Below are 23,257 nucleotides of genomic sequence, written 5' to 3'. Positions count from 1 at the left end.
GTCAAGGGGATAAAAATTCAGAAAAGGGAGAAGCCCCGAGAAGCCAGGATTCCCAAGAGTGCAATCGAAACGGATACCAACAAATTGAACCTTCCAAAGAAAGCAGAAGTTTTCCTATACCTTTCATATTGGATGGGGTCTGATTCTAAGTAGATAAATGTTTTGGGTCCAGTCACAAAGTCGTGATACAAAGAAGATAAAAATAAAATGGTAAATAATCCTATTTTTGCCAAAAACATGTAACCTATGTTAGTTGTGAGTAAGGCACCGTTTGATTCAAAATAACCTTTGTTATATAATAGTCCTATCCCTGAGATAACAAAAACCAAAAAAACAAAGTAAGATATATTTCTAAACTGAAGAGCTGTTAATTGGAGTAACCTTAGTTTTTGATCTTTTAACTCAGGATTTCGAATGACTGGAATGACTACGATTACATAGAAGATCATTCCTCCTACCCAAATCATCGCAGAGAAAATATGAAAGATCAAAAGTAAAAAGTAAAACAACATGATAGATGAAAATGGAATGGATGGGTTGTTTGTCTTTTCCTTTTTTATTTTTAGAAACAATCTAAAAATCTATCTTATATATTTTCCTTTTTAGAAAAGGGGATTCTTTTGGGATGGATTGAGAGTGTGTCCCAGATGAGAAAAATTCCAGAACTGTTACTTCCTGCCGGAAATTTAGAAAAATTAGAAATTGCTTATCTATATGGTGCAGACGCAGCCTATTGTGGTGTCCCGAGGTTTTCTTTGCGAGCCAGAGAAAACGATTTTACTATGGAGGCATTGGATGCCGGTGTAACCCTTGCCCGGAAACTCGGTAAAAAAATCTATTTCACTGTGAATAACATTCCAAGAAATTCTAAGTTGCCATCCTATCCTAAGTATTTAGATCAGATGGCGGCATTAAAACCGGATGCATTGATTATGGCTGATCCTGGTTTGATACTCATAACAAAGGAAGCTCATCCTGAAATTGACATTCATATTTCTGTCCAAGCCAATACGATGAATTATGCGACAGTGAAATTTTGGAAAAAATTTGGTGCCACTCGAGTGATCTTATCTCGCGAAGTTTCCATTTCTGAAATTGCAGAAATCAAAAATGAAGTTCCCGATATGGAAATTGAAGTCTTTGTGCATGGATCGATTTGTATTGCTCATAGTGGTCGTTGTTTTATGAGTAATTACTTTAAAAAACGGGATGCCAACCAAGGTTCTTGTAATAATGCCTGCCGTGATTTGTATAAAGTATTTGTTACCAATCCTAAACAAAATGATGAAGCTATGGAACTCATTACTGACGAGGATGGAACATTTTTAATGAATTCTAAAGATCTTCGAGCCATTGAATTCTTACAAGAGTTATGTGATGCGGGAGTGGATTCTTTAAAAGTGGAAGGTCGCACAAAAAACGATTATTATGTGGGAATGGTGGCACGTAGTTACAGAAATACCTTGGATAGTATAGCGCGAGGCGAAAGTTTTGACAGAAAGTGGTTACAAGAACTGGATAAAGTTTCTTCTAGAAAATACTTCTCTGGGTTTTTGACTCGTGGTATGGAAGATAGAATTCCTGAAGAGGAAAGAGATTTCCAAAACAATGAATTTGGAACGAGTTTACAGATGAGCCAAAAGTATGCGGGGTTTGTAAAAGAATATAAACCGGATACAAAACGAATCGTCATTGAAGTGAAAAATAAAATCCAAAAAGGAGATGTGATGGAAGTGATCACGGCTTCTGATCCGGAAGCATTGTCTTTTACTGTGGATCAAATATTTTATAAAGAAAAACCTGTGGAAGTGATTAGTGGGGGAATGGGGACAGTTGAGTTAGAAGTTCCGTTTGTGATTCCGTCTAGGTCTTTTTTAAGTAAAAAATTATAAGTGAGTTTCCTCCTAAGTTCTCCCCGCGATAGGGATTGTAGCGTAAATCCTGCAATGCAACGGAAGTTAGGTGTATAGATACGAAAACTAAAAAATATTCTTCTGTTGCTTTGCAGATTGCAGCGGAAAGCCCGGTCCAGCACTTTTGGTGCTGGATTCGCCCCGAGATTTACACCTCTTTCTATTGAGAATCTGCCTAAGGAGAACTGTTAAGTAACAGTAGAATTAGATAGGTTAGGGTTTTTTGTGAAAAATAAATTAGTATTTTTAATCTTCATTGTGTTTGCCTTCCTCCTGCAATGTGGCAAAGAATCCAACGGGGAGAACACTGCACCAGCCGAAGCGGAAATGCGTTCCTTGGATGCCGTGAGTGAAAAAAAAGTGGCTCCCAGTGCTTCGCGATCCGAAGAGAGCATCGAACAACCGTCAGTCGAAAACCAACTGGGCCAGGTATTTGTTCCCATTCCCACTAGTTCCGAACGATTGTTAGAATACCAAGTCCAATTAAGTTACCAAACCCAAAATTTGATCAAAACAAGAAAGGATATACTTGGTTTTATTACCAAATATGGCTATATAGAAAGTAGTTCTGCTGTGAATGCGGACTCTCCTTATATGAGCCTTCGCATTCATATCCATTCTGAAAAACTATATGAAGCTTTAATTGAATTGGATACTTATGGGGTTTTACAGAGTGAGGACATCTCTACGGTAGACCATACAGAAGGAATGGTTTGGCAAAAGATCAAGTCAAACCGCGAAAAAATTCGATTAGGTCGACGAACGAATGCCAACAACCAAACTTCGGCCAATTCAAAAAACTGGCAAGCGATCGAAGAAGCCGTAACAGATAGCGAAAACAATTTGGACCAGTCGGAGCATGAAATTTGGAAAATAAAAGATAAGGTAAAGTGGGCTACCTTAACCGTTCAATTTTCGACCCCCATTCCACCGGATAAAATCCAAGTCCCAACCTATAAAAATGCATTCATTGGAATTCTAAATGTTTTTTTAGATTTAACATACTATCTGATTTGGATGATTCCTTTCTTCCTTCTTGCAGGTATTTTGTATTTTCCACTGAAAAAGATTGGGAAGTATTTTAAAAAATAATGGAGAGAATTGTAGAAAAGTAATTCCATCACATAACGAAAGGCAGTGCTCTTTCGTTATGGTTTGTCTGTTAGTTACAACTGCCAGAGGAGAGATTGAACTTTTTTTTCTCTTCTGGGTCCGAAATGGTTTTTCCATAGTCACTTTGGAGTTTGAAACATCCCATTCTATTTTGTTTTTCCGCTTTTTGAAAACAATCACATACTGCTGAAACTTTTTCTTCTATGGAAAGGTTTGGTTTCGTTTCTGGTGTTCCCGCTAACTCTTGTTCGCATTTCTGAAGAGCGACAAGATAGGAATCGTATGCTTTAGATCCCTTCTTTAAAATAGCTACATGTTCTTCTCTTTGTGCCAAACATTTCTTTTTGTCCGCTTCAATTTCTGAGCTCTTTGCTTTTTTTAAACAATTGCAGAGTTCCGTTGCTTTGGTTTCTGGATTAGCATTGAGTGCTACCGTGAAGAAAAATAGAATACAAAAGAGGATTTGTTTTTTCATCTCGGTGATTCTATGTTTTATCACCCAAAGTCAAGACGGTTTTGTATTCTTTATTTAGAGAACAAGATTCATATTACCAAAAGCCAATCCGCTGAGAATAGGGAATGGCTTTATCAAAGTATTAGTTTTTAGTTTCTTTAGAGAGGTATGGAATAACTTCGTATCCAAGATTCAGATTTTTCGGGATCGTCATAAAAATGTTCTGAATCTTTTCCAAATCGGCTTTCGTATTCGTTGATTTTATAACTATCGTGATGGCAATGGACCGCTGCCAAACATTCTATTTCGTTTTTGGAAGTTAATTTTAAATCTTTTGCTTCGTCGAATAGATCCAAGTAGCCAATCCTCCAATTGTATTGGCTTAAGAGTAGTGGGACTATGTCCCGGTAAGATTTATGGGCGGAAACGGAAGCAGGATTTAGGCCGTGAAGGTTTACAAAGATTTTAAATTTTGTGCCAGCAGGAATTTCTGCAAATGCCTTTTCCAAACTTTGTTTCCACTCGGATACTTCCGTTTCTGTCACAGCACCAGAAATTCGCGTTGTGACAAGAGCTGATTCCTTTTCCCATTTCGTATAGATTTCGTTCTTCATATCGATTGGACATGAGTAGTAATCCCTAGATCATAAAAAAAGGATTTTTCGTTAGAATGATTCTAGGTATGTTGCAAAAAAACAGTCATTCCAAACTCTGAACCAATGGGCCTTGTGGTGGGTTCATTAAGAATATTCTGATATTCTGAACCACGTTCAATATAAAGACTTCGGGGAAATTTTATGCAGCGTAATTCTATTAAATTCATTTTGTTACTGAGTGGTGCTACTATTCTTTTTATTATTAGCTGTTCGGTAGGTTCAGTTGCTTATTACTTTGGGCAAAAAAAGATAAAAGAAGCTTATATTGGACAAATGCAAGGAATTGTAGAAGTTGTTGGCCAAGAGATCGATGATTTTTTTGTAAACCATGTCAATGTCATTAAAACTGTAGCCAATGATCAAAGAACCATCACTTCCTTAAAAACAGGGAAACCCATCGCTCAAGCCTACTTTAAGGAAATGAATGATCGGTATGGAGTCTATGAAAATATTTATACACATACTTATGATAATGATCCTCGAGTTGTAGCGGATGCCACAGGCCAAGCTATCGGATGGAAAATGAAACCGGAAGATATGGATCCAGAAGAACTAAAGGCCGGCAAAGAAAAAAGGTACTTTATCGGAAAACCTATTCTGAATCCTCTCACTAACAATCCTGTTGTTACCATCACCTATCCTGTATACGACAACGAAAAATTGATCGGGAATGCGGGAATTGCACTCTCGCTTATGAACTTAACCGATAAGGTGATCAATAAAATCAAAATTGGTCGCGATGGTTATGTTGTCATTTCGACAAAGGCGGGACTCCTCATTGCTTTAAAAGAAAAAAAACAAATTTTAAAGTATGATTTGTCCAAAGATGAATCAGGTGCACGTATGTTGTCTTTGAAAACAGGAGATGTACTTGAATTTGAATATTTAGAACGGGAACATCTTGCTGTTAGCCATCATCTAAAAGATTGGGGAATGGTGATTCTTGCCATCCAACCTAAAGAAGAAATCAAAGAAGCACTGTTTGAGTTACTTATAATCATAGCAATTTCATCCATCGTGATTGCTCTTGTGTCTATTTGGTTGTTATATGTTTTACTGAGTAAACGATTGAATCCATTGGAAGATGTGAGTCATATTTTTAAAGAAATGTCAGAGGGAAATTTAACTTCGTCCATTAAAGTTGTTTATGATGATGAGATTGGACGTATGGGGCAAGGACTCAATGTATTTATTGCTAGTTTAAGAAAGTCTTTTGAAGAGATCCAAAGAATTACCATAGAACTTGCTGCATCATCGGAAGAATTAACTTCTTCTTCCAATAACTTTGCTACAGGAGCGCAGTCCACTGCGGCTTCTTCTGAAGAGATGTCTGCTACGATTGAAGAAATGTCCGCAGGTATGGATCATATTGCAGCCTCTACAGACAGGCAATTTGGAAACTTTACAAACTTCCATTCTAAAATTAGAGAACTATCAGAAAGTATCCGTAAAATTGGATCCGAAATTGAAAGCACACTGAAGTTAGCAGAATCCATTTCTAACCAAGCCAAAAAGGGAGAAGAGTCCATCCAAGGTATGAGCCAAATGATTGAGAACATCCTTCATTCCTCGGGAGAAATGACTGCTATCATTCAAATCATCAATGAAATCGCAGACCAAACACAACTATTGGCTTTGAATGCTGCGATTGAAGCGGCTCGGGCCGGTGAAGCGGGAAGAGGATTTGCTGTTGTTGCTGATGAGATCTCTAAACTTTCAGAAAAAACAGCCTCCTCTATTAAATCAATTGGAACCATGATTACTAAAAACAATCGGGAATTGGATTCCGGTGCCAATGCCATTCGTTCGTCTGCCGAAATGTTACACAACATCATTCAAAATGTGGAAACAGTAAATGCAGCAATGAACAAATTGTACTCAGTCACTTCTGCTCAAGAATCCATTAAACGAGAAGTAGACGAAGGTGCTGAACAAATGGGTTTTGATGCAGAGACAATCAAACTCTCCACCAATGAACAGAAGAGGGCAGTGAGAGAAATTTCGGAAGTCATCATACAAATCAATGAACATACGTTAATTACTGCTTCTGGTTCAGAAGAGATGTCTTCTTCCGCGCAAAATTTAGCATCAACTGCTGAGATTTTAAAAGGGATCACCGAACGATTTAAGTTGTAAAAAATAGTTCGACATAAAATCAAAATTCGACATTGTTTTTATCAATTCGTTTTTTGAGGATTCCATGGCAAATTTACCAAAGATTTTTATTTCTCTGGCCATCTCTATTTCTTTATTTCAATGTTTGGGAAGTCGTCGGCCACTTGTTCCTTCTTATGTGGACCCTCAAGGTAATTTACGTAATGCTGCCGTTGGACAAAAGTTTATGGTCTCCACGGGAAATCCTTTGGCCACAAAGGCTGCAATCAAAGTTTTGGAAAGTGGTGGGAATGCAGTTGATGCATCCGTTGCAGCACTCCTTGTGTTAAATGTAACCAATGGAGAAGCTGCTAGTTTTCCTTCTGTGGCACCAACATTAGTTTATGATAAAAAATCAGGACAAGTAAAAAGTTATATAGGAGCAGGGACTGCCCCTAAAAAAGCAAATATCGAATGGTTTAAAGAGAAAGGTTATGAGGTGATGCCAAAAAATTCTATTTTGGCTCAGTTGTTGCCGGCATCTCCCGATGTCATTGTAAGATTGTTACAAGATCATGGAACCAAATCTTTTTCAGAACTAGTGCAGCCAGCCATTCAAATCGCAGAAGAAGGTTTTCCTGCCAACCGAATCTTAGTAAAGAACTTAGACTTACCATTATATAAACGTTTAGGTTTTACTTTGATTATGCCATACAACTCGGAAGTATACCTTGAGAAAAAATGGTGGTATGGAATTCGAGAAGGGGAACTCACGAAACGGTTGGATCTGGCAAATACATGGAAGTCTATGGCTGGTGCAGAAATGCAAACTTTAAAAACAGGAAAGACCAGAAAACAAGCGTTAGAATCGGTAAGAGATTATTTTTATAAAGGGCCAATTTCTGATGCCATTGTGAAACTACATACGGATAAAAATGGTCTTTTTACGAAAGAAGATTTGGCAAAATATACCGGTGGTTGGGAAAAACCAGTATCCGGTGAGTTTGGAGAATACCAAATTTTCTCAAACCAAACTTGGACACAAGGTCCAGTGGTTCCTATGGTTTTGCAATTGTTAGATGGTGTTGATCTTAAATCAATGGGTCATAACTCCCCAGAATACATCCATACAGTGTCCCAAGCGATTGAACTTGTCATTGCCGATAGAGAAAAATATTTTGGAGATCCAAAATTTGTAGAGGTTCCTATTGCTGGTTTACTTTCCAAAAAGTATGCGAATCTCAGACGAAAACTGATTCAAAAAGATGCCTTTGGAGTGACACCTCCTTCTGGAAATCCTTGGATGTTCGATTCAAAAAAACCAAACTCCCATCATTTACAACCTAACGAAACAAAGGAACAATCGATCAGCGAAATTAAGTATGGCAAAGACACTACTTATTTGAGTATTGTGGATGGAAGTGGGAATGCTGTCTCTCTCACTCCGAGCGATTTCCCGCAATCACCGATGGTTCCTGGTACGGGGATTACATTGGGAATTCGTATGACACAGTTTCGTTTGGACCCAAATCATCCTTCCGCACTTGCCCCGGGAAAACGACCACGGATCACACCTAATCCAGGTATGGTGTTGAAACAAGGAAAGTTATGGATGAGTTTTGGAACACCTGGTGGGGATGTCCAAAGCCAAGCGATGATTCAATTTTTTCTAAATGTGATCGTCTTTGGAATGGATCCACAAAAAGCGGTGGAGGTACCTAGATTTCGTTCCGTGAACTGGCCAGATAGTTTTTCACCACATAGTTACAGGCCGGGTGGAATTGAATTAGAAGAGTCTCTGTATGCAAAAGTCTCTGATTCTTTAAAAACAATGGGTTATAAAGTATATAAAAAAGGTCATTTAGACAATGATTTTGGTTCCGTCTGCGCAGTATTAAATGATGCAAAGTCTAAAAAACTGATAGGAGTGGCCGACCCTAGAGAAGAGTCTTGGGCTGAAGGGAAATAAATTTTCAGATGACCAAAATACTTCTGATTGAAGATGAACCAGGAATCCAGGAAACCATCCAAATTACTTTGGAGTCGGAAGGGTTTTCTGTATCTGTGGCTTCCACAGGGAAACAAGGGATTCAAAAAGTCTCCAATGATACCTCACTCATTGTGCTTGATATTGGATTACCTGACCAAAATGGATTTGAAGTTCTAAAAGAAATTCGAAAGTCATTCCAAACACCTGTTATCTTTTTAACAGCACGAAATACAGAGATCGATAAAGTATTGGGATTGGAAATGGGAGCAGACGATTATATTGTAAAACCATTCAGTCCCAGAGAACTTTTAGCAAGAATTCGTGCCATTTTAAGAAGAACAACCCAACTACAACCAATGGAAGATCATAAGTTTAGAATTTCATTGGATAAAAAATTGGTTTATTTGAATGGCAAAATATTGAATCTTTCCCCTTACGAATACAAAACCATGGAATTATTTTTTAAATGGCCCGGACGTATTTTTACCAGAGAAGAAATTATGGACAGTGTGTGGACAGAACCAGAAGATAGTTTCGACCGCGCTGTGGATACAGTCATCAAAAACATCCGTGCTAGGTTCAAAGAAATTGAAAATGACTTCGACCCCATTGAAACAAGAAGGGGACAGGGTTATGGATTGAAGGAAAAGATATGAACCTTTGGATTCGAATCATCATTAGTTTTTTTTATCCTAAGTATTGGATTTTATTATTTAATCGATAAAACAGAAGAATCCATTCGCCCTCGTTATATGGAAACTGTCGAGGAATCGTTGAATGACACAGCACATATTTTATCTGCCATTGTGGAAGAGAGACTAGAACAAAATCCTCGTTCCTATCTAAAGTTCCAAGAGACCCTTCATTCTATATTTTCACCCGTTTTCGAAAACACAAACAAACGTTCTTTTAATGCAAAGATTTATTCTCTTTTAAAAACAAATACAGACATCCAAGTTTATATCACCAATACAAAGGGAATTGTGGTATTTGATTCGGAAAAGTATAGAGAAGGGCTCGACTATTCGAAGTTTAACGATGTGTATTTGACTCTTCAAGGAAAGTATGGAGCAAGATCGAGTAAACTCATTGATAAGGAAGGAGAAGGTGCCTTGTTTGTGGCCTCTCCCATCCGAAACAAAAATAAGACCATTGGAGTTCTCACTGTCATCAAACCAAAAACAGGGGTGATCCCTTTTATTGATGAAGCAAAAAGAAAGTTTTGGCGAATATCTCTCCTTGTGGCTTCTGCGATTGCCGTCCTGTTTAGTATACTTGCCTATTTATTTTTTCGACCAATTTTAAGACTCTCTCAGTATGTGAGTTCGTTACGCAGAAAAGAGAAAGTTGTGTTTCCCAAAATTGGAATTCGTGAATTGAACGAACTAGGAAAAAAGGTGGATTTACTAGTCGAAGAAATTGAAGGAAAAAAATATATAGAATCTTATGTGCAAACTTTGACTCATGAAATCAAAAGTCCGCTTTCTTCAATTTTAGCATCAGTAGAACTGTTACATACACATCCCAACGAATCAGAACGACTCACCAAAAATATACAGGAGGAAGCCAAACGAATTCAAAATATCATCGAACAATTGTTAGAACTTTCTTCCTTGGAGGGAAAAAAATCGATATCTTTGGAAGACAACGTAATTTTGTATGATTTAGTTCAGGAAGTATTACTGAATTTCCAATCGGAAATGGAATGGAAATCCATTCATGTTAGAATTGATTGTGAAAATAAAACTTGGGAAGTAAAGGGAAACCGTAATTATTTATTTTTAGCTATAAAAAATTTGATTAAAAATTCCATCGATTTTGCGAGCGAAAACGATACCATAAACATTGAAATACATAAAGAACCAGACAATTCCTTAAAATTATCTGTAATAGATGAGGGTCATAAAATTCCTGATTATGCACTCACTCGGGTGACAGAAAAATTCTATTCTTTACCAAGACCAACGAACAACCGAAAAAGTTCTGGTTTGGGTCTTAGCATTGTAAACCAAATTGTTGAACTACATGGTGGCCAGTTAGAGATCAGAAACCGCGACTCTCATGGGGTAATTGTTTCCATCCGGTTCTAAAAAAACTAGACCCTCACAGAATCCTCACAATCAGAACATAAAAGACTCACGAAAAAGATCTATCCTTTAGATAGGAGATTTTTATGAGTAAATTACAAACATCGGTCAACCTACGTTTAGCCATACTCGGCGGTATGATTTTATTGTTTATCATACCACTGGCTATGATTGGTTCTTTAATCGAAGAAAGAAGTGCCGCAAGAAACGAAGCCGTAGTCGAAGTGGGGGAAAAATGGGGAACGAACCAAACCATCGTCGGCCCTATTTTGATGGTTCCTTACAATCTAAGAATTCCAAAATCAGGTTCCACAAAAGAAAAGGATAAGTGGGATTATATTACCGATTATGCCTATTTTTTACCTGAGGATTTGGATTCTATCGTAGATATGAAAACGGAACTTCGAAAAAGAAGTATCTATGAAATTCCATTATACACAAGTAAGGTGAAGCTTACTGGAAAATTTTCACCAATACAATCCTCTGATTTCCCTATGGACACAACTTATATCTATTGGGATGATGCAAGGTTACTTGTCTCTGTTTCGGATTTGAAAGGCCTCGGAGGCGAAATGAAACTGACTTGGTCTGGGAAAGATAAAAAGTTTTTACCAGGAACCAAATCTTCCTATTTACCATCAGGGTTGAATGCCCCTGTTTTTATCACAGAAGCTGGTAACTCGATTCCATTTGAAATCCAAATGGAAGTCAAAGGATCCGAAACACTCTCTGTAATTCCTGTCGGAAAAAAATCCAAACTGATGATGAGTTCTGATTGGAAGGATCCTTCCTTTAATGGAAACCTTCTGCCAAAAGATCGTTCCATTCATGAAAATGGATTTTCTGCTGTTTGGGAGTCGTCTTATTTTGCAAGATCCTATCCTCAAGTGATCCATTCTATGGATGATGGCATCTTAAATTCCATTTTGAATTCTGGGTATGGAGTGAGTTTGGTGATTCCTGTGGATCATTATCTGAAGATGGAAAGGTCTGTAAAGTATGGACTTCTTTTTATTGTAACTAGTTTTGCTTTGTTTTTTTTGATGGAAGTGTTTGGCGGAGTATTGTTACATCCCATCCAATACATTTTAATCGGGTCGGCCATGGTATTGTTTTACATTCTAAACCTATCGTTTTCGGAGCACTTGGGTTTTTTGCCAGCGTATATTTTGTCGAGTTTAGCGGTGACAGGACTCATTGGATATTATGCGATTAGTGTGCTAAAAAATAAAAAGAAGGGGATGATTACAGCTTCGTATTATTTGGTTTTATATTCTTTCCTTTATGTGATTTTGGCATCCGAAGAACAAGCGTTACTTCTTGGATCATTGGCACTTTTTTCCGTTCTAGCGGCCGTGATGCATTTTACTCGTAAAGTGGATTGGTACCAGTTTGGATTAAAGAAGGAAGGTTAGATTGGAGCTTTCGAACTGATAAGATTACAGATGGAAATGATATAGAAGGATATCCTAACAGGGATCTGTTCCCTGTTAGGTTTTTTTTAAGTTACTCGCCGAAACTTTTTGAAAATTCAAAGGTTAGATTCATAGATCCAAATTCCATTTTTTGCTTTTGTGAACCTTCCAAAGCTGTATAAATCAATGTAGATTGAAGATCATCATCTACATAAAGAAGGTATTTTTTGTATTTTACGTCATATCTTTCAATCGAATAACCCCATTTAGTGGCAAACCAGGAAGAGAACCGAAATACAAAGTCTAATGTTGTTTTTTCTCCCGTATAGCTTACTAAACCTTTTGAAAAGTCAAAATAGCCAAGCAATAAATTAGCATTTCTATCACTAACCAAAATGATATCAATTCTTGATCTAGTATCATTTCCTGAAAGATTATAGAATTGTTTTCCAATATGAATTTCAAACCAACGTAATGGCTTAATTTCGATATGAAGTCCTGGTACTGTGCCTCGTACGTTCATACTGAATTCTCTATTTCTTGGGCCAACCAGTGGCGGGAAAAGATCAAACAACACATAGTTATTTTTTGTGGTTTGTTCAATATCAACCTGTCTCAAACTAACCCCAATATTTAAATTAGGGGATAAAGGATGAAAATATGCTACCCCTAAACTTGAGTAATCTTCTTTGAATTGTAGATTTCTTTGATCATTTTTGCTAGCTTTTAAATTTACTAATGATCGACTTTCATAAAAGACTCGGAACTTATCCATATAACGATATTCGAGTTCGTGTTGAATGGAAACCGCATTATAACCGTCATTCTTTGAAAATGCCCTAACCGCAGAGTTAGCATCGTACCCATTAATCAATAATGAATTAAAATGTTCATATTTTAAGTAATCTATGACTGGAAAATTTATTCCTCCATAACCTTCATTACGGCGAAGATAAACTCTATGTTTGTCCGGTTCCCTTACTTTTGGTAATTCGTGAGTTGAGTCAAAGTCTTTGGAGAAAATGCTACTTGAATATAGGCAAGAAATCCACAAAACAGTGATTAGTATCTTATGGGACACGATTTACTCTCCCCATACAATTACGCATTCGCGATAGAAGATACCGAACGGTAGGATAGTCAAAGATTCTCTGTCGATGACAGCTATCTTCTGGATACTTGCATGTTGAGTTGCTTCTTCAATTGAGTTACCAGCACCATAAAAGAAAAAATTGACTACGATTCCGGAAAAACTACAAGACTTCCCCATTTTCTCTAGTTTAGCAGATGTTACCATGTTACCAGTGGCATCGCCATTTAAGTGTTGGGTTGTGTATGCGAACAAATAACCTGGGAGTGGAGTTGTTACACAATTTGAAAAAAATAATAAACTTAAAATAGGAAGAAATAGATATTTCATAATTACTCTCCGTAAACGATTGTACAGTATGATCGGTAAACACCGGTTAGAAAAGATAGTGTGGAGTGGTCAATCGTTGCAATTTTGTTGATCCCATTTTGTTTTGCCACAGATCCTGCACCTGCATCTCCGAAACTAAAAAGATACAAAACAGTAAACTGACACCCAGTTCCTTCTTTTGTTGCCTTAACATTATTTTCGGGATTAAAAGTTCCCGCAAATCTTGTTGATGTCAAAATATAACCATGAGTAGGTCCAATTGCACAACTTGTGAGGAGAAATACACTTAGCAGAAAGATAAATACTAGTTTGATTTTCATGATTATATCCTGATTATGATCCTTTAACAATGGTACAAAATCGATGGTAGATGATGCCCATGAAAATCCCCACTTGTTCGTAATCCAAATATGCAACTTTTGTAATATTTCCTGCTCTTTTCGCTGCTTCAATAGAGGAATTTCCGGATGAGAATAAATACAAAACGGACTGACTACATCCTCGTCCTTCTGAAGTCCCCTCTGCATTTAAGCCAATTGGGCCAGGAACGTAAGTTTTATGATAAATAAATCCTCCCTTGAGTAATACTGAGGGGGTTGCGTATTCTCGAGTTGGATTTGTATTGGCACTTGGAACATAACTAGAATGTATGGACCCGCCACTACAGTTTAGCGTAAATAGAATCAAATTGAGCAAGATAACAAAGAAAATGTTTTTTTTCACATAATTCTCCAAATTATTTTCTGACATTAGAATTATACCTTTGTTATGTGTCAACCGAGTAGGCGCATTCTGTTTAAAAAACTAACATGGTCTTAACGGTGGTTTAGGGATATCTAGAATATTCAAAAAATCTAATATTTTAATAAAAAATCAGTTGAAACCTAATGTGTGTCTTGTGAAAATAGGATGATTGCTGTTAGTCTGCGCACACAAAAAGTACCTTTCCTTGGCATTGCAAAGAAGTTCCGCAGATGTTATCCCATTCAAGAATTCCATTTTCTGGAAAGATAATAGAATAAATTCCCAATAGGTTATAGGTTTTTTTGTAAATCTAACTCTTTCCTTTCGTCTCATTTGTTTCGAAGTGGATTGAGTTTTAATTCCTTCATTCCATAGATTTAGGAACGGACGCAGCTTGTGTTCCGCAAAATCGGCCTCCAGGCTGAAAATTACCTCGCTTCTATTTTAGAATCTTTCTAGCAGAAGAGGAGGGACGTTTCTTGCCAAGTGACCCCATTCCTAAAGTATGGCACTTAAATCAAACTACGTCATAAAGAAGGTTCTGTTTGTTCGCTAAATTTTTTGCCCCCAATAAGGTGATGACGATATCCGATGATCTTTTCACGGAAGTGATGTTACGAAACAACAAACGTATGTTTATGTCGTTTCTTTCGATCCTTGCTCTTGCGAACGTGGCGACACTTTCGATCAAAATTGCTGGGAAAGGTTCGGATTACCTCACTTACCAAAGCATTCTAATCGAATTTCTTTTAGCTACCTCGATACTGATCGTTGGTTTTTTACTTTCTGCAAAGTTAAAAACACATTGGTCTTCTAGTTATATATCCATCACAGGTGTAACTTTGTGTTTACTTGTGTTTCAGTATGTGATCTATGGAGCGACAGAACTTGCTGCCACTTTTTATATTTCGTTTGTCCTAAGTGTTTTATACTTCAATAGAAATGCTTCCATATACAATTTTATTCTGATTATAGTTTCTGAAATTGTTTTGTTTTTGTTACGACCAGAACTCATCCCTGGTGGTCCTAAAAGTAATATCATTGTAAGATTTTTGATTTTTGTTTGGGTAGGGATTGGTGCGACAGTTGGGGCAACTGCTACAAGAACTCTTCTTAACTTAGCTGTAGAAAAACAAAAAGAGGCAAAGAAGGCCTTAGACAATGTATTAAACGCGGCGAAAACCATTCTTCATACAATTGATCTTATGAAACAACAGATCAAAAATCAAGATACCATATCAGATGAATTAAAACAAATTTCTGAACACCAAGCATCCTCTCTTTCGGAAATATCTACTTCCTTGAGAGAGTTATCTTCAAAAGCAGATTCAAATAATAAGATCGCCAAATCCTTGTATAATGAATCTGAAGTTTCGATTCAATCTGTAAATGATCTAAAAGCAATTAACGAAACTGTCCAAACGGGAACAGGAAGAATATATAAAAATTTAGATGTGGTTATGGGTTATTCAAATGATACATCCGAACACATTCATCTCTCAATCAATAAGTTCAATATCCTCCAAGAAAAAAGCACAGAAATTTCAGATTTTGTCAATGTCATCAATGACATTGCTGACAAAGTAAACTTGTTATCTTTAAATGCAGCCATTGAAGCAGCAAGAGCAGGGGAACATGGTCGGGGATTTGCGGTGGTTGCGGAAGAGATTTCAAAGTTAGCAGATGCAACCACTCGAAACTCAAAAGAAATTTCAAAAATCATTCAAGAGAATCTTTCTCTCATTGGTGAGAGTAGTGAACTTATCAACAAGTCCTCTGATCTTATGGGAAAATTAGATACAGCTATTGGAATTATCAAAAATGAAATCACCGGTGTTGGTTCCAAAATTGTGGAAATTGACAAAGCGATTGAGACCATCGACAACCTAAACACCAGGATTTACGAAACCAGTAAAACAATAGAAAATTCTACGAATTTCCAAAAGATTGCAACAGAAGAGTCTACAAAAATCACCGCAAACATTTCGGAATACGCAACCAACATAGTCGAAATTTCCAAACAAATTTCAGAAAGTAGCAAATCCACCGGAGGGATCATTGTTCAGTTGGATTCCATGACGAAAGAAATGACGAATTAACAATCATTTTGCTAAATTCCCAACTCTGGAAACCAAACTCCGGAGTAAGACTCGATCTCTATAAAAAGTGAGTAGAAACTCATTTCCTGGTTGACCAATTCTATCCTGTACGTATTGTCCATGGGTTGTGTACGCTCACACGCCTATGAATCGAATCCTTAGCCTTGTTCTTTTTTCCTTTGTTGGTTGGTTTTTCTTTGCCATTCCAACTTCTCTCTCTGCGCAAGAATACGTTCCCAGTGCCGGTTGTGAAAAAGATCCTCCACCGAAAAATCTCCCCTTTCCTATGGATACGAGCAAACAACTTTGCAAAAAGGACATTGAGGATAAAAAAGAAAGTTGGTATCCAACAGGTTTGCCACTGATCAACTCCGACCCAAACGAAGGCATTGGGTATGGGGCTCGTGCTTATATCTACGAGAACGGAAAAAAAACAGATCCACTTTTTTATTACACACCGTATCGCATGCGTGTGTTTGCTCAATACTTCAATACAAACAAAAATGCTCAATACCACCAAGTAAGTTTGGACATGCCCTTCATTGCAGACACACAATGGAGACTACGTGCTGACTTATTTTTGACCATCACACCCACTACACTCTACTTTGGTATTGGTGAAGAAAGTATGAAACCTTTATCTTATTTGGATAGAAACCAACAAGATGGAAGGCATATTGTAAACGCAAGTTATATGGATCAGGAAAATAACCTGGCGTATTACCGGCCAGGAACTAGTTCCGATCCCATAAGTTTTGGAGGAAAATCCTATTCAGGATTTCCACAAGCACCTGGTTATGTTGTGACAGATAAAATGTACAACCGTTATGTGATAGAAACACCAATGGCAACCACAAGTACAGAACGTTCCTTTGTCGGTGGAACAGTCAGGCTTGTGGCGGGTTTAAAGTTTTCTAATAATATTGTGAGAACCTATGATGGTAAGTTAGCACGTGGTGTAGATCCTATCCTCGGTGGTGAACACACTGCGGATGTTCCCAATGGCAAAACACGACTTACGGAAGATTATGAAGCAAAAAAAATAATTGGATATAATGGTGGTTATGTGAATGCTCTTCGTGTTGGTCTTGTATACGACACCAGAGATTTTGAACCAGATCCCAATTCCGGAATTTTTGCGGAAGCAACTTATGAAAAACATACAAAGTCCATTGGGTCAGATTACAATTATCAAAAATACTTTGCTCAAACAAAACTATTTTGGAGTCCATTCCCCAAGGTATTTGATAAGTTAGTTATCGCCAATCGATTTGGCTTGGGTGTGACAGATGGGGAAGCACCATTTTATGAATATAGAAATATGTGGGGAACTGAAGGTCTTGTTGGGGGGCTAGGAGGCCTTCGAACCATTCGAGGTTTCAAACAAGATCGATTTGTGGGCCGTGCCATGGGTTGGGGAAACACAGAAGTTCGTTGGAAATTTGCTGAAGCTAAATTTGGGTCTGAGTTCTTTGCCTTCAACTTAGTTCCTTTTTTCGATTACGGTCGTGTATGGGACGACGAACATAAATTAGGTTGGAAAGGTTATGCGTATTCTAGAGGTATTGGTTTACGAATTGCCTGGAACCAAGCAACTATCATCATGATCGATTATGCAAAATCTAGAGAAGATGAACAACTTTTTGTCAACTTTAGTCATGTATTCTAATTAAAAATATAAGAAACGTACAGGGAGGATACCAAAGGTTTTATCCCAACGATTGGTATCCTAAATAAATATTAACCTGCAACAGCAACCTCATTCAAAACGGCAACTCCGGAAAGACTATCCTTCACGGGACATACTTTATCAATATGGGCAAGAAGTGCATCAATGTTTGCTTTTGGTGAATCACTTTGAATGTTAACTCGGTAACGGATTTCCGAAAAACCTGGTCTAACATCTGATAGGCCTTGAAATCCATCCAAATCTAAATCACCTTCTGCAAAAACTTGGTAGTCTTTTAATTCCACTTTGTGCGCCGGTGCAAAAACAGAAACCAAAACTCCCACACAGGCCGCAAGACCACCTAATACATGTTCTACTGGATTTGCTCCTAAATCGGTCCCACCTAAAAATTCTGGTTCATCAATCACCCATTTGTGATTCCTTGATTCAATGTTCAACTTCAGGCCCCCGGCCCACGATGCCTTTGCTTCAAATAAACTATTCGCCATTTGTTTCCTCCAAATTGGTACGTACTGAAGTTCAGGAGAGGAAAAGAATTGGCAAGTCCTATGTTCGTTATAACAGACAAATTGTTCAATATTGCATAGTATATGCTTCGAACTTCTGATACTTTGGACAGAGGCTACGGTGGAAGTGGGAGAAAGGGGCGCCTCGAAAGGTTTTACTGCAATGATTGGATCCAAAACCGACCGGGCTACTCCAGGGTCCGCGTTCGCTTCCGTCCCCCACCATCTAACGATGGCAGGTGACCAAGCCTTCCGTATCCCTGGCGCTAGTCTACGATTTCGGATTCATCAAACCAATGGTCTTTATTATGATCAAAACATCGTTTTTAGGTATTCTTCGGGACTTAGTCCAATGGTATTTTTAAAATCTTTTATAAAATGCGCCTGGTCGTAATATCCTAGTTCGAGAGCCATCTCTGCATAAGGAATTGTTTTTTCTTTTTCTATTCGTTCTGCGACTTCTTGGATTCGAAATCTTTGGATCACCCATTTGGGACTCACTCCTACATACTCTTGAAAGAGTCTTTGTAAACTACGAAGTTGGATCGAATATAGTTTCGTAATTTGTTCTACCGATTGAATACTTCTATCATCTTTGATCCGATCGATTATGGTATTGATGAAGAGAATTTTAGGATCGCGTTCCGGAAGGATATTTTCTAACCAAGTTTCAACGATTTTGATTCTACTCTCTTCGTCTTCTTTTTGAAAGATTTCCTTTTCAAGTGGTAGAATCTCTTCTTTTGTAAGTTCAGATATGGGAATCGTTTTGTCTGTGAGTACGGCTATATTTTTTTGAAAGAAAGGATAAAACCCCCCGGGTCGAAATTTGATGCCAAACACAGAACCTTTCCCTTCTAAAAGAGTAGAAAATCTACCTTTGGTGACTCCAAATATTTTGGAATTTCCTATTTCAAAAACAATGTGAATGCTTGGATTAGGAAGAGTTTCTGCAAGATAAGGTTCCTTACCTGTTAAATCCCAGCTGACGGTCCAATAGTGCTCTATAAAATAATCTAGTTTCGTATTGGCAAAAAAACGACTGTGTTTCGCCGTCAAGTTTGCTTTTGTTTGGCGTAATACTCCTCTAGTTGGTTTTCCTTTTTCTTTCGCCATACCACTTATTTATAGTTTTGTCGTGTTTTTACAATCCAAAACTTTGGATCCCTGATATCTTATTTTTTGAGGAAGCCAATGAACACTGCCAATCAAATGAATCATCATTTAAGTTTGAGTCTTACTAAAACCATACGATCAAATCAAGAACGTATTTGGGAAATTCTTACGACACCCAAATACATCAAAGAGTATTTATATGGATCCGAAGCCATTTCTGAATGGAAGGAGGGATCTTCCCTTGTTTTTAAAGGAGTTTGGGAAGGAACTCCATACAATGAAAAAGGAAACATACTTTCCTTCCAACCACCTCACACATTTAAGTATTCTTATTTTAGCGCTTTTTTTGGCTTACCTGACAGACCCGAAAACTATTCTATCATTGAAAACAAACTAACATTTGCAGACGGACTTGTCACAATCCACTTAACTCAAACTGGATTTACCACAGAGGAAAGACGGGACCATTCCATCGAGAGTTGGAACCAATGTTTGGATATCATAAAAGGAATTGCAGAGAAGTTGGATTAAAATCTAGAGCTGCTTCTGACTTATTTTTTTTGATAAAATTTTGATCTCGGTGATACTGAAAATGAATTGCAACTGAAAAGAGAAGCCGGTAAAACTCCTGGCATGGACTCCAACCAAATCATGATTCAATCCACTATCGATGCTGACTCTAAAAAAGTTTGGGACTACTACACCAATCCGAAACACATCATCCATTGGAACTTTGCTACTGACGACTGGCAATGTCCTTGGGCCAAAAATGATTTGCGAGTCGGCGGTAAATACAGTGCAAGAATGGAAGCCAAGGATGGAAGTTTTGGTTTTGAGTTTGAAGCGGTCTATGACAATATCATCGAACAAAAGTCATTTACCTATACGATGGAAGATGGCAGGAAAGCCTCTGTTGATTTAGAAACTGAAGGAAATAAAACAACAGTAACCGTAAGTTTTGATGCTGAGAAAGAGAATCCGGTAGAGATGCAAAGGGGAGGATGGCAAGCCATACTTGACAACTTTAAGAAATACGTAGAGTCCCATTAGAAATTTTCGATTGGTTCAAAACAATCGGACGATTGGTACCCTAGGTAGGTCCTTCCTGACTTGGACGAGAAAAATACTTTTATTTCCCCTCAGTCGAAATTTTAATTTTACTGATTCTTTTAATTTTCATCGTCTTTAAAATTGTATGCCTGTCTGGAATGCATTGATCAGAAATTTCATTCGAGAATTTGTTCTCCTGATCTTTGTATTCTTTCTCTATCTCATAGCGGGAAAACTCAGCCTCAACCTGTCCTCCATAGATGGATACAGTACTCCCGTTTGGCCCCCAGCGGGCCTTGCTTTGGGATTTGTTTTAATATTTGGCAATCGTGTTTGGCCGGCACTATTTTTTGGTGCTTACTTTACTAACACAACCCATTTCCCCACATCGGAACCATGGATTCAATTTTTAATCTCTAATCCACAAAATATAACTATCTCTTTGGGGAATTCGACTTCAGCGATATTGGGATCCTATCTTTTAAAAAAGTATTCGAGTCCCAAATTGAATATTTTCCAAGCAAACGAGATTTTAATCTTTTTTTTATTAGCCGGTCCAGTTACTGCATTCATTTCTTCAGTGATTGGTAGTTTATCTTTGTTTTATTTTAAGATCATCTACTTTGAGTTTCTTTTTCAAACTTGGATTACTTGGTGGATGGGTGATTCGATCGGAATTATCATTTTTACTCCACTACTTATATTAATTTGGAAATGGTACGAGGGTGAGGAAAAATTATTAAGATTAATTATTTTTGCCTCTGCAACAATGAGTACTTTTGTTTTTACCTTATCTATTTTTTTCTTAACTCGGAATTGGGAAAAAGAATTTATTAAATATCGAATCAAATCAGATGGCCAAATCATTTCTACTGGAATCGAAAATCGATTATTAGAAAACCTTAGAGTTGTTAAGGGGCTTGGCTCATTTATAGCGTTAACAGAAAAATTAAATCGTAGATACTTTGATGCGTTTTCAAAAGGAATTATGGAAGACTCGGATAGTGTAACTGCACTTTCTTGGAACCCTTTGGTTCGACATTCATTACGTTCCATAGCGGATGCAAACTTAAAAATAGATTATCCAGATTCTATTGGAATTTCCATCCAAAAGGATAAAAAATTATTACCTTCGCCTCAGAACGAAGAATACGTATATATAAGATATATATACCCATATAATGAAAACAAACAAGCAATTGGATTCAACCTACTTTCAGATTCAACTAGGATGGAGGCACTTTTCCGTGCAACTGAAAGACAAGGAATCGATATGACAGGTAAAATTAGCTTGGTTCAAAGTTTGGATAATAATTTAGGTTTTTTGGTTCTTTTTCCTGTCAAGAGGTGGAACGGAGAGTTTGGATTTGCCACTGCCGTGATTCGAATAGCCACCATAATTGAAAAGGCACTGATCGGGAATGATCAAAATCATTTATGTATAAAAATTGAAGAGTTGAAAAATTCATCTAACATAGGTTTGTTTTCTAAAGAATGTTCGAATATGGAGGAAAAGATTTTTTCTGATTTTTATTATGAACGTCAAATGACAATTGGTTCGCATGTTTTAAATATAAAAACTATTGCAACGAAAGAATATTTTCAAATGAATCTAACAAATGCATCCAAATTTTTGTTAATTATTTCTTCGTTATTAACAGGACTACTCGGGATATTGCTTCTTATTATTATGGGTAAAGAAAAGAGCATTCAGGATATAGTTGAAAAGAGAACCTTTGAGCTTGAAAAAGCCAACAGAGTCAAATCAGATTTTTTGGCAAATATGAGTCATGAAATCCGCACACCGATGAATGGTGTTTTAGGAATGTTGACCTTGTTGGAACAGACCAATGTAGATGTAGAACAAAAAGACTATTTAGATAATGCGAAAAAGTCGGTTTTGTCTCTCCTTACAATTATTAACGACATACTGGATGTATCTAAGCTAGAAAACAAAAAATTAGAGATTGTTTCAAAACCAGCTAACATAAACAAACTTTGCAAAGACGTAGTCCATTTGTTCTCGGTGGATGCGCAGCAAAAGAATTTAGAGTTACATTTGAATGTAACAGATTTGGATTCTAGCCTTTATGTCCTAGTTGATGAAAACCGCTTACGCCAAATATTGATCAATCTAATCGCAAATGCTTTTAAGTTCACATCTGTAGGATCGATATGTTTAGATGTAAATTTAAGTGATGATAAAAGATTTATAATTTTTAAGGTAAAGGACACAGGAATCGGAATTTCTGAAGAGAATATTTCTAAATTATTTAATCGATTTGTTCAATTAGAAGACTCTCGAACCAAAAAATTTGAAGGTTCTGGCCTTGGTCTCTATATCTCTAAGCAACTTGTTCAATTAATGGGTGGGGAAGTCGAGGTTCAAAGTAAAGTAAACTCAGGCTCCACATTTCAATTTACCATTCCATTTCAAGAAACGGATCAAAGAGAAGCACCGTTAACTAATATTAATTCAAAGTTAGATGACTTTGGTAAAAGTTTTCATATTTTAATTGCTGAGGACAATTTATTAAATCAAAAATTCATAGTAAAAATATTTCAAAAAGAAAAAATCAAGGTAAGTGTTGCGTCGAATGGTCAGGAAGCAATTCAGCTTTTGGATGATTCATTAAGTCATTTGGAAGATAGATTTGATATAATCTTAATGGACATTCAGATGCCAGTATTAGATGGAATGGAAGCAACAAAACTCATCCGAAAACGAAATGATTCGTACCGTGATATTCCCATCATAGCGATCACTGCAAATAGTATGGAATCCCAATTGAATGAATATTTGGAAAATGGAATGAATGGTTATGTAAAAAAACCTATCATACTTTCAGAACTTCTTTCCACTATCTATCAAAATTTGACCTAACAAAATTTGATTTATAAATCAATACC

At 37.1% G+C, this 23,257-nt stretch carries 21 protein-coding genes; 12 read left to right on the top strand and 9 right to left on the bottom strand.

Annotated features, from left to right (window positions below):
* Positions 1 to 17: 17 nt before the first annotated feature.
* Positions 18 to 512 carry a hypothetical protein gene (locus LEP1GSC195_RS12420; RefSeq protein ID WP_040507138.1) on the bottom strand — a complete coding sequence of 165 codons (495 nt, stop codon included), beginning with the start codon at positions 510 to 512 and terminating at the stop codon, positions 18 to 20.
* 126 nt (positions 513 to 638) lie between these two features.
* Between LEP1GSC195_RS12420 and LEP1GSC195_RS12415 the strand changes: the two genes are divergently transcribed.
* Complete coding sequence (locus LEP1GSC195_RS12415; RefSeq protein ID WP_015682280.1) at positions 639 to 1,892, top strand: U32 family peptidase C-terminal domain-containing protein; 1,254 nt, start codon at positions 639 to 641, stop codon at positions 1,890 to 1,892.
* A gap of 246 nt (positions 1,893 to 2,138) precedes the next feature.
* Positions 2,139 to 3,005: a DUF4349 domain-containing protein gene (locus LEP1GSC195_RS12410; RefSeq protein WP_015680525.1), complete on the top strand. Its 867-nt coding sequence runs from the start codon at positions 2,139 to 2,141 to the stop codon at positions 3,003 to 3,005.
* Positions 3,006 to 3,075: 70 nt separating this feature from the next.
* Here LEP1GSC195_RS12410 and LEP1GSC195_RS12405 read toward each other — a convergent pair whose 3' ends face one another.
* Complete coding sequence (locus tag LEP1GSC195_RS12405; protein WP_015680992.1) at positions 3,076 to 3,501, bottom strand: hypothetical protein; 426 nt, start codon at positions 3,499 to 3,501, stop codon at positions 3,076 to 3,078.
* A 137-nt stretch (positions 3,502 to 3,638) separates the two neighbouring features.
* Positions 3,639 to 4,094, bottom strand: a complete 456-nt coding sequence (locus LEP1GSC195_RS12400; RefSeq protein ID WP_015681800.1) for a hypothetical protein — start codon at positions 4,092 to 4,094, stop codon at positions 3,639 to 3,641.
* Positions 4,095 to 4,277: 183 nt separating this feature from the next.
* Between LEP1GSC195_RS12400 and LEP1GSC195_RS12395 the strand changes: the two genes are divergently transcribed.
* From LEP1GSC195_RS12395 to creD, 5 genes are all read left to right on the top strand, one after another.
* A complete protein-coding gene (locus LEP1GSC195_RS12395; protein WP_015682466.1) occupies positions 4,278 to 6,272 on the top strand; it encodes a methyl-accepting chemotaxis protein in 1,995 nt (664 codons plus the stop codon).
* Positions 6,273 to 6,336: 64 nt separating this feature from the next.
* Positions 6,337 to 8,199 (top strand): gamma-glutamyltransferase family protein, encoded by a 1,863-nt coding sequence (locus LEP1GSC195_RS12390; protein ID WP_015681051.1) that lies wholly within the window; start codon positions 6,337 to 6,339, stop codon positions 8,197 to 8,199.
* An 8-nt stretch (positions 8,200 to 8,207) separates the two neighbouring features.
* Positions 8,208 to 8,876: a response regulator gene (locus LEP1GSC195_RS12385; protein ID WP_015681412.1), complete on the top strand. Its 669-nt coding sequence runs from the start codon at positions 8,208 to 8,210 to the stop codon at positions 8,874 to 8,876.
* 42 nt (positions 8,877 to 8,918) lie between these two features.
* Positions 8,919 to 10,310 (top strand): two-component system sensor histidine kinase CreC, encoded by a 1,392-nt coding sequence (creC, locus tag LEP1GSC195_RS12380; RefSeq protein ID WP_232227840.1) that lies wholly within the window; start codon positions 8,919 to 8,921, stop codon positions 10,308 to 10,310.
* Between the two features lie 83 nt (positions 10,311 to 10,393).
* Positions 10,394 to 11,722 carry a cell envelope integrity protein CreD gene (gene creD, locus LEP1GSC195_RS12375; protein WP_015682612.1) on the top strand — a complete coding sequence of 443 codons (1,329 nt, stop codon included), beginning with the start codon at positions 10,394 to 10,396 and terminating at the stop codon, positions 11,720 to 11,722.
* 91 nt (positions 11,723 to 11,813) lie between these two features.
* Here the strand turns inward: creD and LEP1GSC195_RS12370 are convergent, their stop codons facing one another.
* The 4 genes from LEP1GSC195_RS12370 to lsa14 are packed head-to-tail and all read right to left on the bottom strand — an operon-like array spanning position 11,814 to position 13,892.
* Complete coding sequence (locus tag LEP1GSC195_RS12370) at positions 11,814 to 12,803, bottom strand: hypothetical protein (RefSeq protein WP_015681893.1); 990 nt, start codon at positions 12,801 to 12,803, stop codon at positions 11,814 to 11,816.
* A gap of 3 nt (positions 12,804 to 12,806) precedes the next feature.
* Positions 12,807 to 13,142, bottom strand: a complete 336-nt coding sequence (locus LEP1GSC195_RS12365) for a TRL domain-containing protein (RefSeq protein WP_015681132.1) — start codon at positions 13,140 to 13,142, stop codon at positions 12,807 to 12,809.
* Between the two features lie 2 nt (positions 13,143 to 13,144).
* Complete coding sequence (locus tag LEP1GSC195_RS12360) at positions 13,145 to 13,462, bottom strand: TRL-like family protein (RefSeq protein ID WP_015680583.1); 318 nt, start codon at positions 13,460 to 13,462, stop codon at positions 13,145 to 13,147.
* A gap of 13 nt (positions 13,463 to 13,475) precedes the next feature.
* Complete coding sequence (gene lsa14 / locus LEP1GSC195_RS12355; protein WP_015682683.1) at positions 13,476 to 13,892, bottom strand: adhesin Lsa14; 417 nt, start codon at positions 13,890 to 13,892, stop codon at positions 13,476 to 13,478.
* Positions 13,893 to 14,431: 539 nt separating this feature from the next.
* Here lsa14 and LEP1GSC195_RS12350 point away from each other — a divergent pair.
* Positions 14,432 to 15,985, top strand: a complete 1,554-nt coding sequence (locus LEP1GSC195_RS12350) for a methyl-accepting chemotaxis protein (protein ID WP_015680801.1) — start codon at positions 14,432 to 14,434, stop codon at positions 15,983 to 15,985.
* 145 nt (positions 15,986 to 16,130) lie between these two features.
* On the top strand, positions 16,131 to 17,654 hold the full coding sequence (gene omp85, locus LEP1GSC195_RS12345; protein WP_015682622.1) for an Omp85 family outer membrane protein: 1,524 nt from the start codon (positions 16,131 to 16,133) through the stop codon (positions 17,652 to 17,654).
* A 71-nt stretch (positions 17,655 to 17,725) separates the two neighbouring features.
* Here omp85 and LEP1GSC195_RS12340 read toward each other — a convergent pair whose 3' ends face one another.
* Both LEP1GSC195_RS12340 and LEP1GSC195_RS12335 read right to left on the bottom strand, forming a co-directional pair.
* On the bottom strand, positions 17,726 to 18,163 hold the full coding sequence (locus tag LEP1GSC195_RS12340; RefSeq protein WP_015682385.1) for an OsmC family protein: 438 nt from the start codon (positions 18,161 to 18,163) through the stop codon (positions 17,726 to 17,728).
* A 330-nt stretch (positions 18,164 to 18,493) separates the two neighbouring features.
* Complete coding sequence (locus LEP1GSC195_RS12335) at positions 18,494 to 19,297, bottom strand: AraC family transcriptional regulator (protein ID WP_015681571.1); 804 nt, start codon at positions 19,295 to 19,297, stop codon at positions 18,494 to 18,496.
* Between the two features lie 78 nt (positions 19,298 to 19,375).
* Here LEP1GSC195_RS12335 and LEP1GSC195_RS12330 point away from each other — a divergent pair, with 78 nt between their 5' ends.
* The 3 genes from LEP1GSC195_RS12330 (at position 19,376) to LEP1GSC195_RS12320 (ending at position 23,231) form a co-directional block, all read left to right on the top strand.
* Positions 19,376 to 19,828 carry an SRPBCC family protein gene (locus tag LEP1GSC195_RS12330; RefSeq protein ID WP_015682185.1) on the top strand — a complete coding sequence of 151 codons (453 nt, stop codon included), beginning with the start codon at positions 19,376 to 19,378 and terminating at the stop codon, positions 19,826 to 19,828.
* A 102-nt stretch (positions 19,829 to 19,930) separates the two neighbouring features.
* A complete protein-coding gene (locus LEP1GSC195_RS12325; protein WP_015681030.1) occupies positions 19,931 to 20,347 on the top strand; it encodes an SRPBCC family protein in 417 nt (138 codons plus the stop codon).
* Positions 20,348 to 20,492: 145 nt separating this feature from the next.
* On the top strand, positions 20,493 to 23,231 hold the full coding sequence (locus tag LEP1GSC195_RS12320; RefSeq protein WP_040506696.1) for an ATP-binding protein: 2,739 nt from the start codon (positions 20,493 to 20,495) through the stop codon (positions 23,229 to 23,231).
* The last annotated feature ends 26 nt before the right edge of the window (positions 23,232 to 23,257 follow it).

The organism is Leptospira wolbachii serovar Codice str. CDC, assembly GCF_000332515.2.
Classification (GTDB): Bacteria; Spirochaetota; Leptospiria; order Leptospirales; family Leptospiraceae; genus Leptospira_A; species Leptospira_A wolbachii.
The sequence above is the reverse complement of the archived record's forward strand: the minus strand, read 5'-3'. Positions and strand labels throughout refer to the sequence as shown.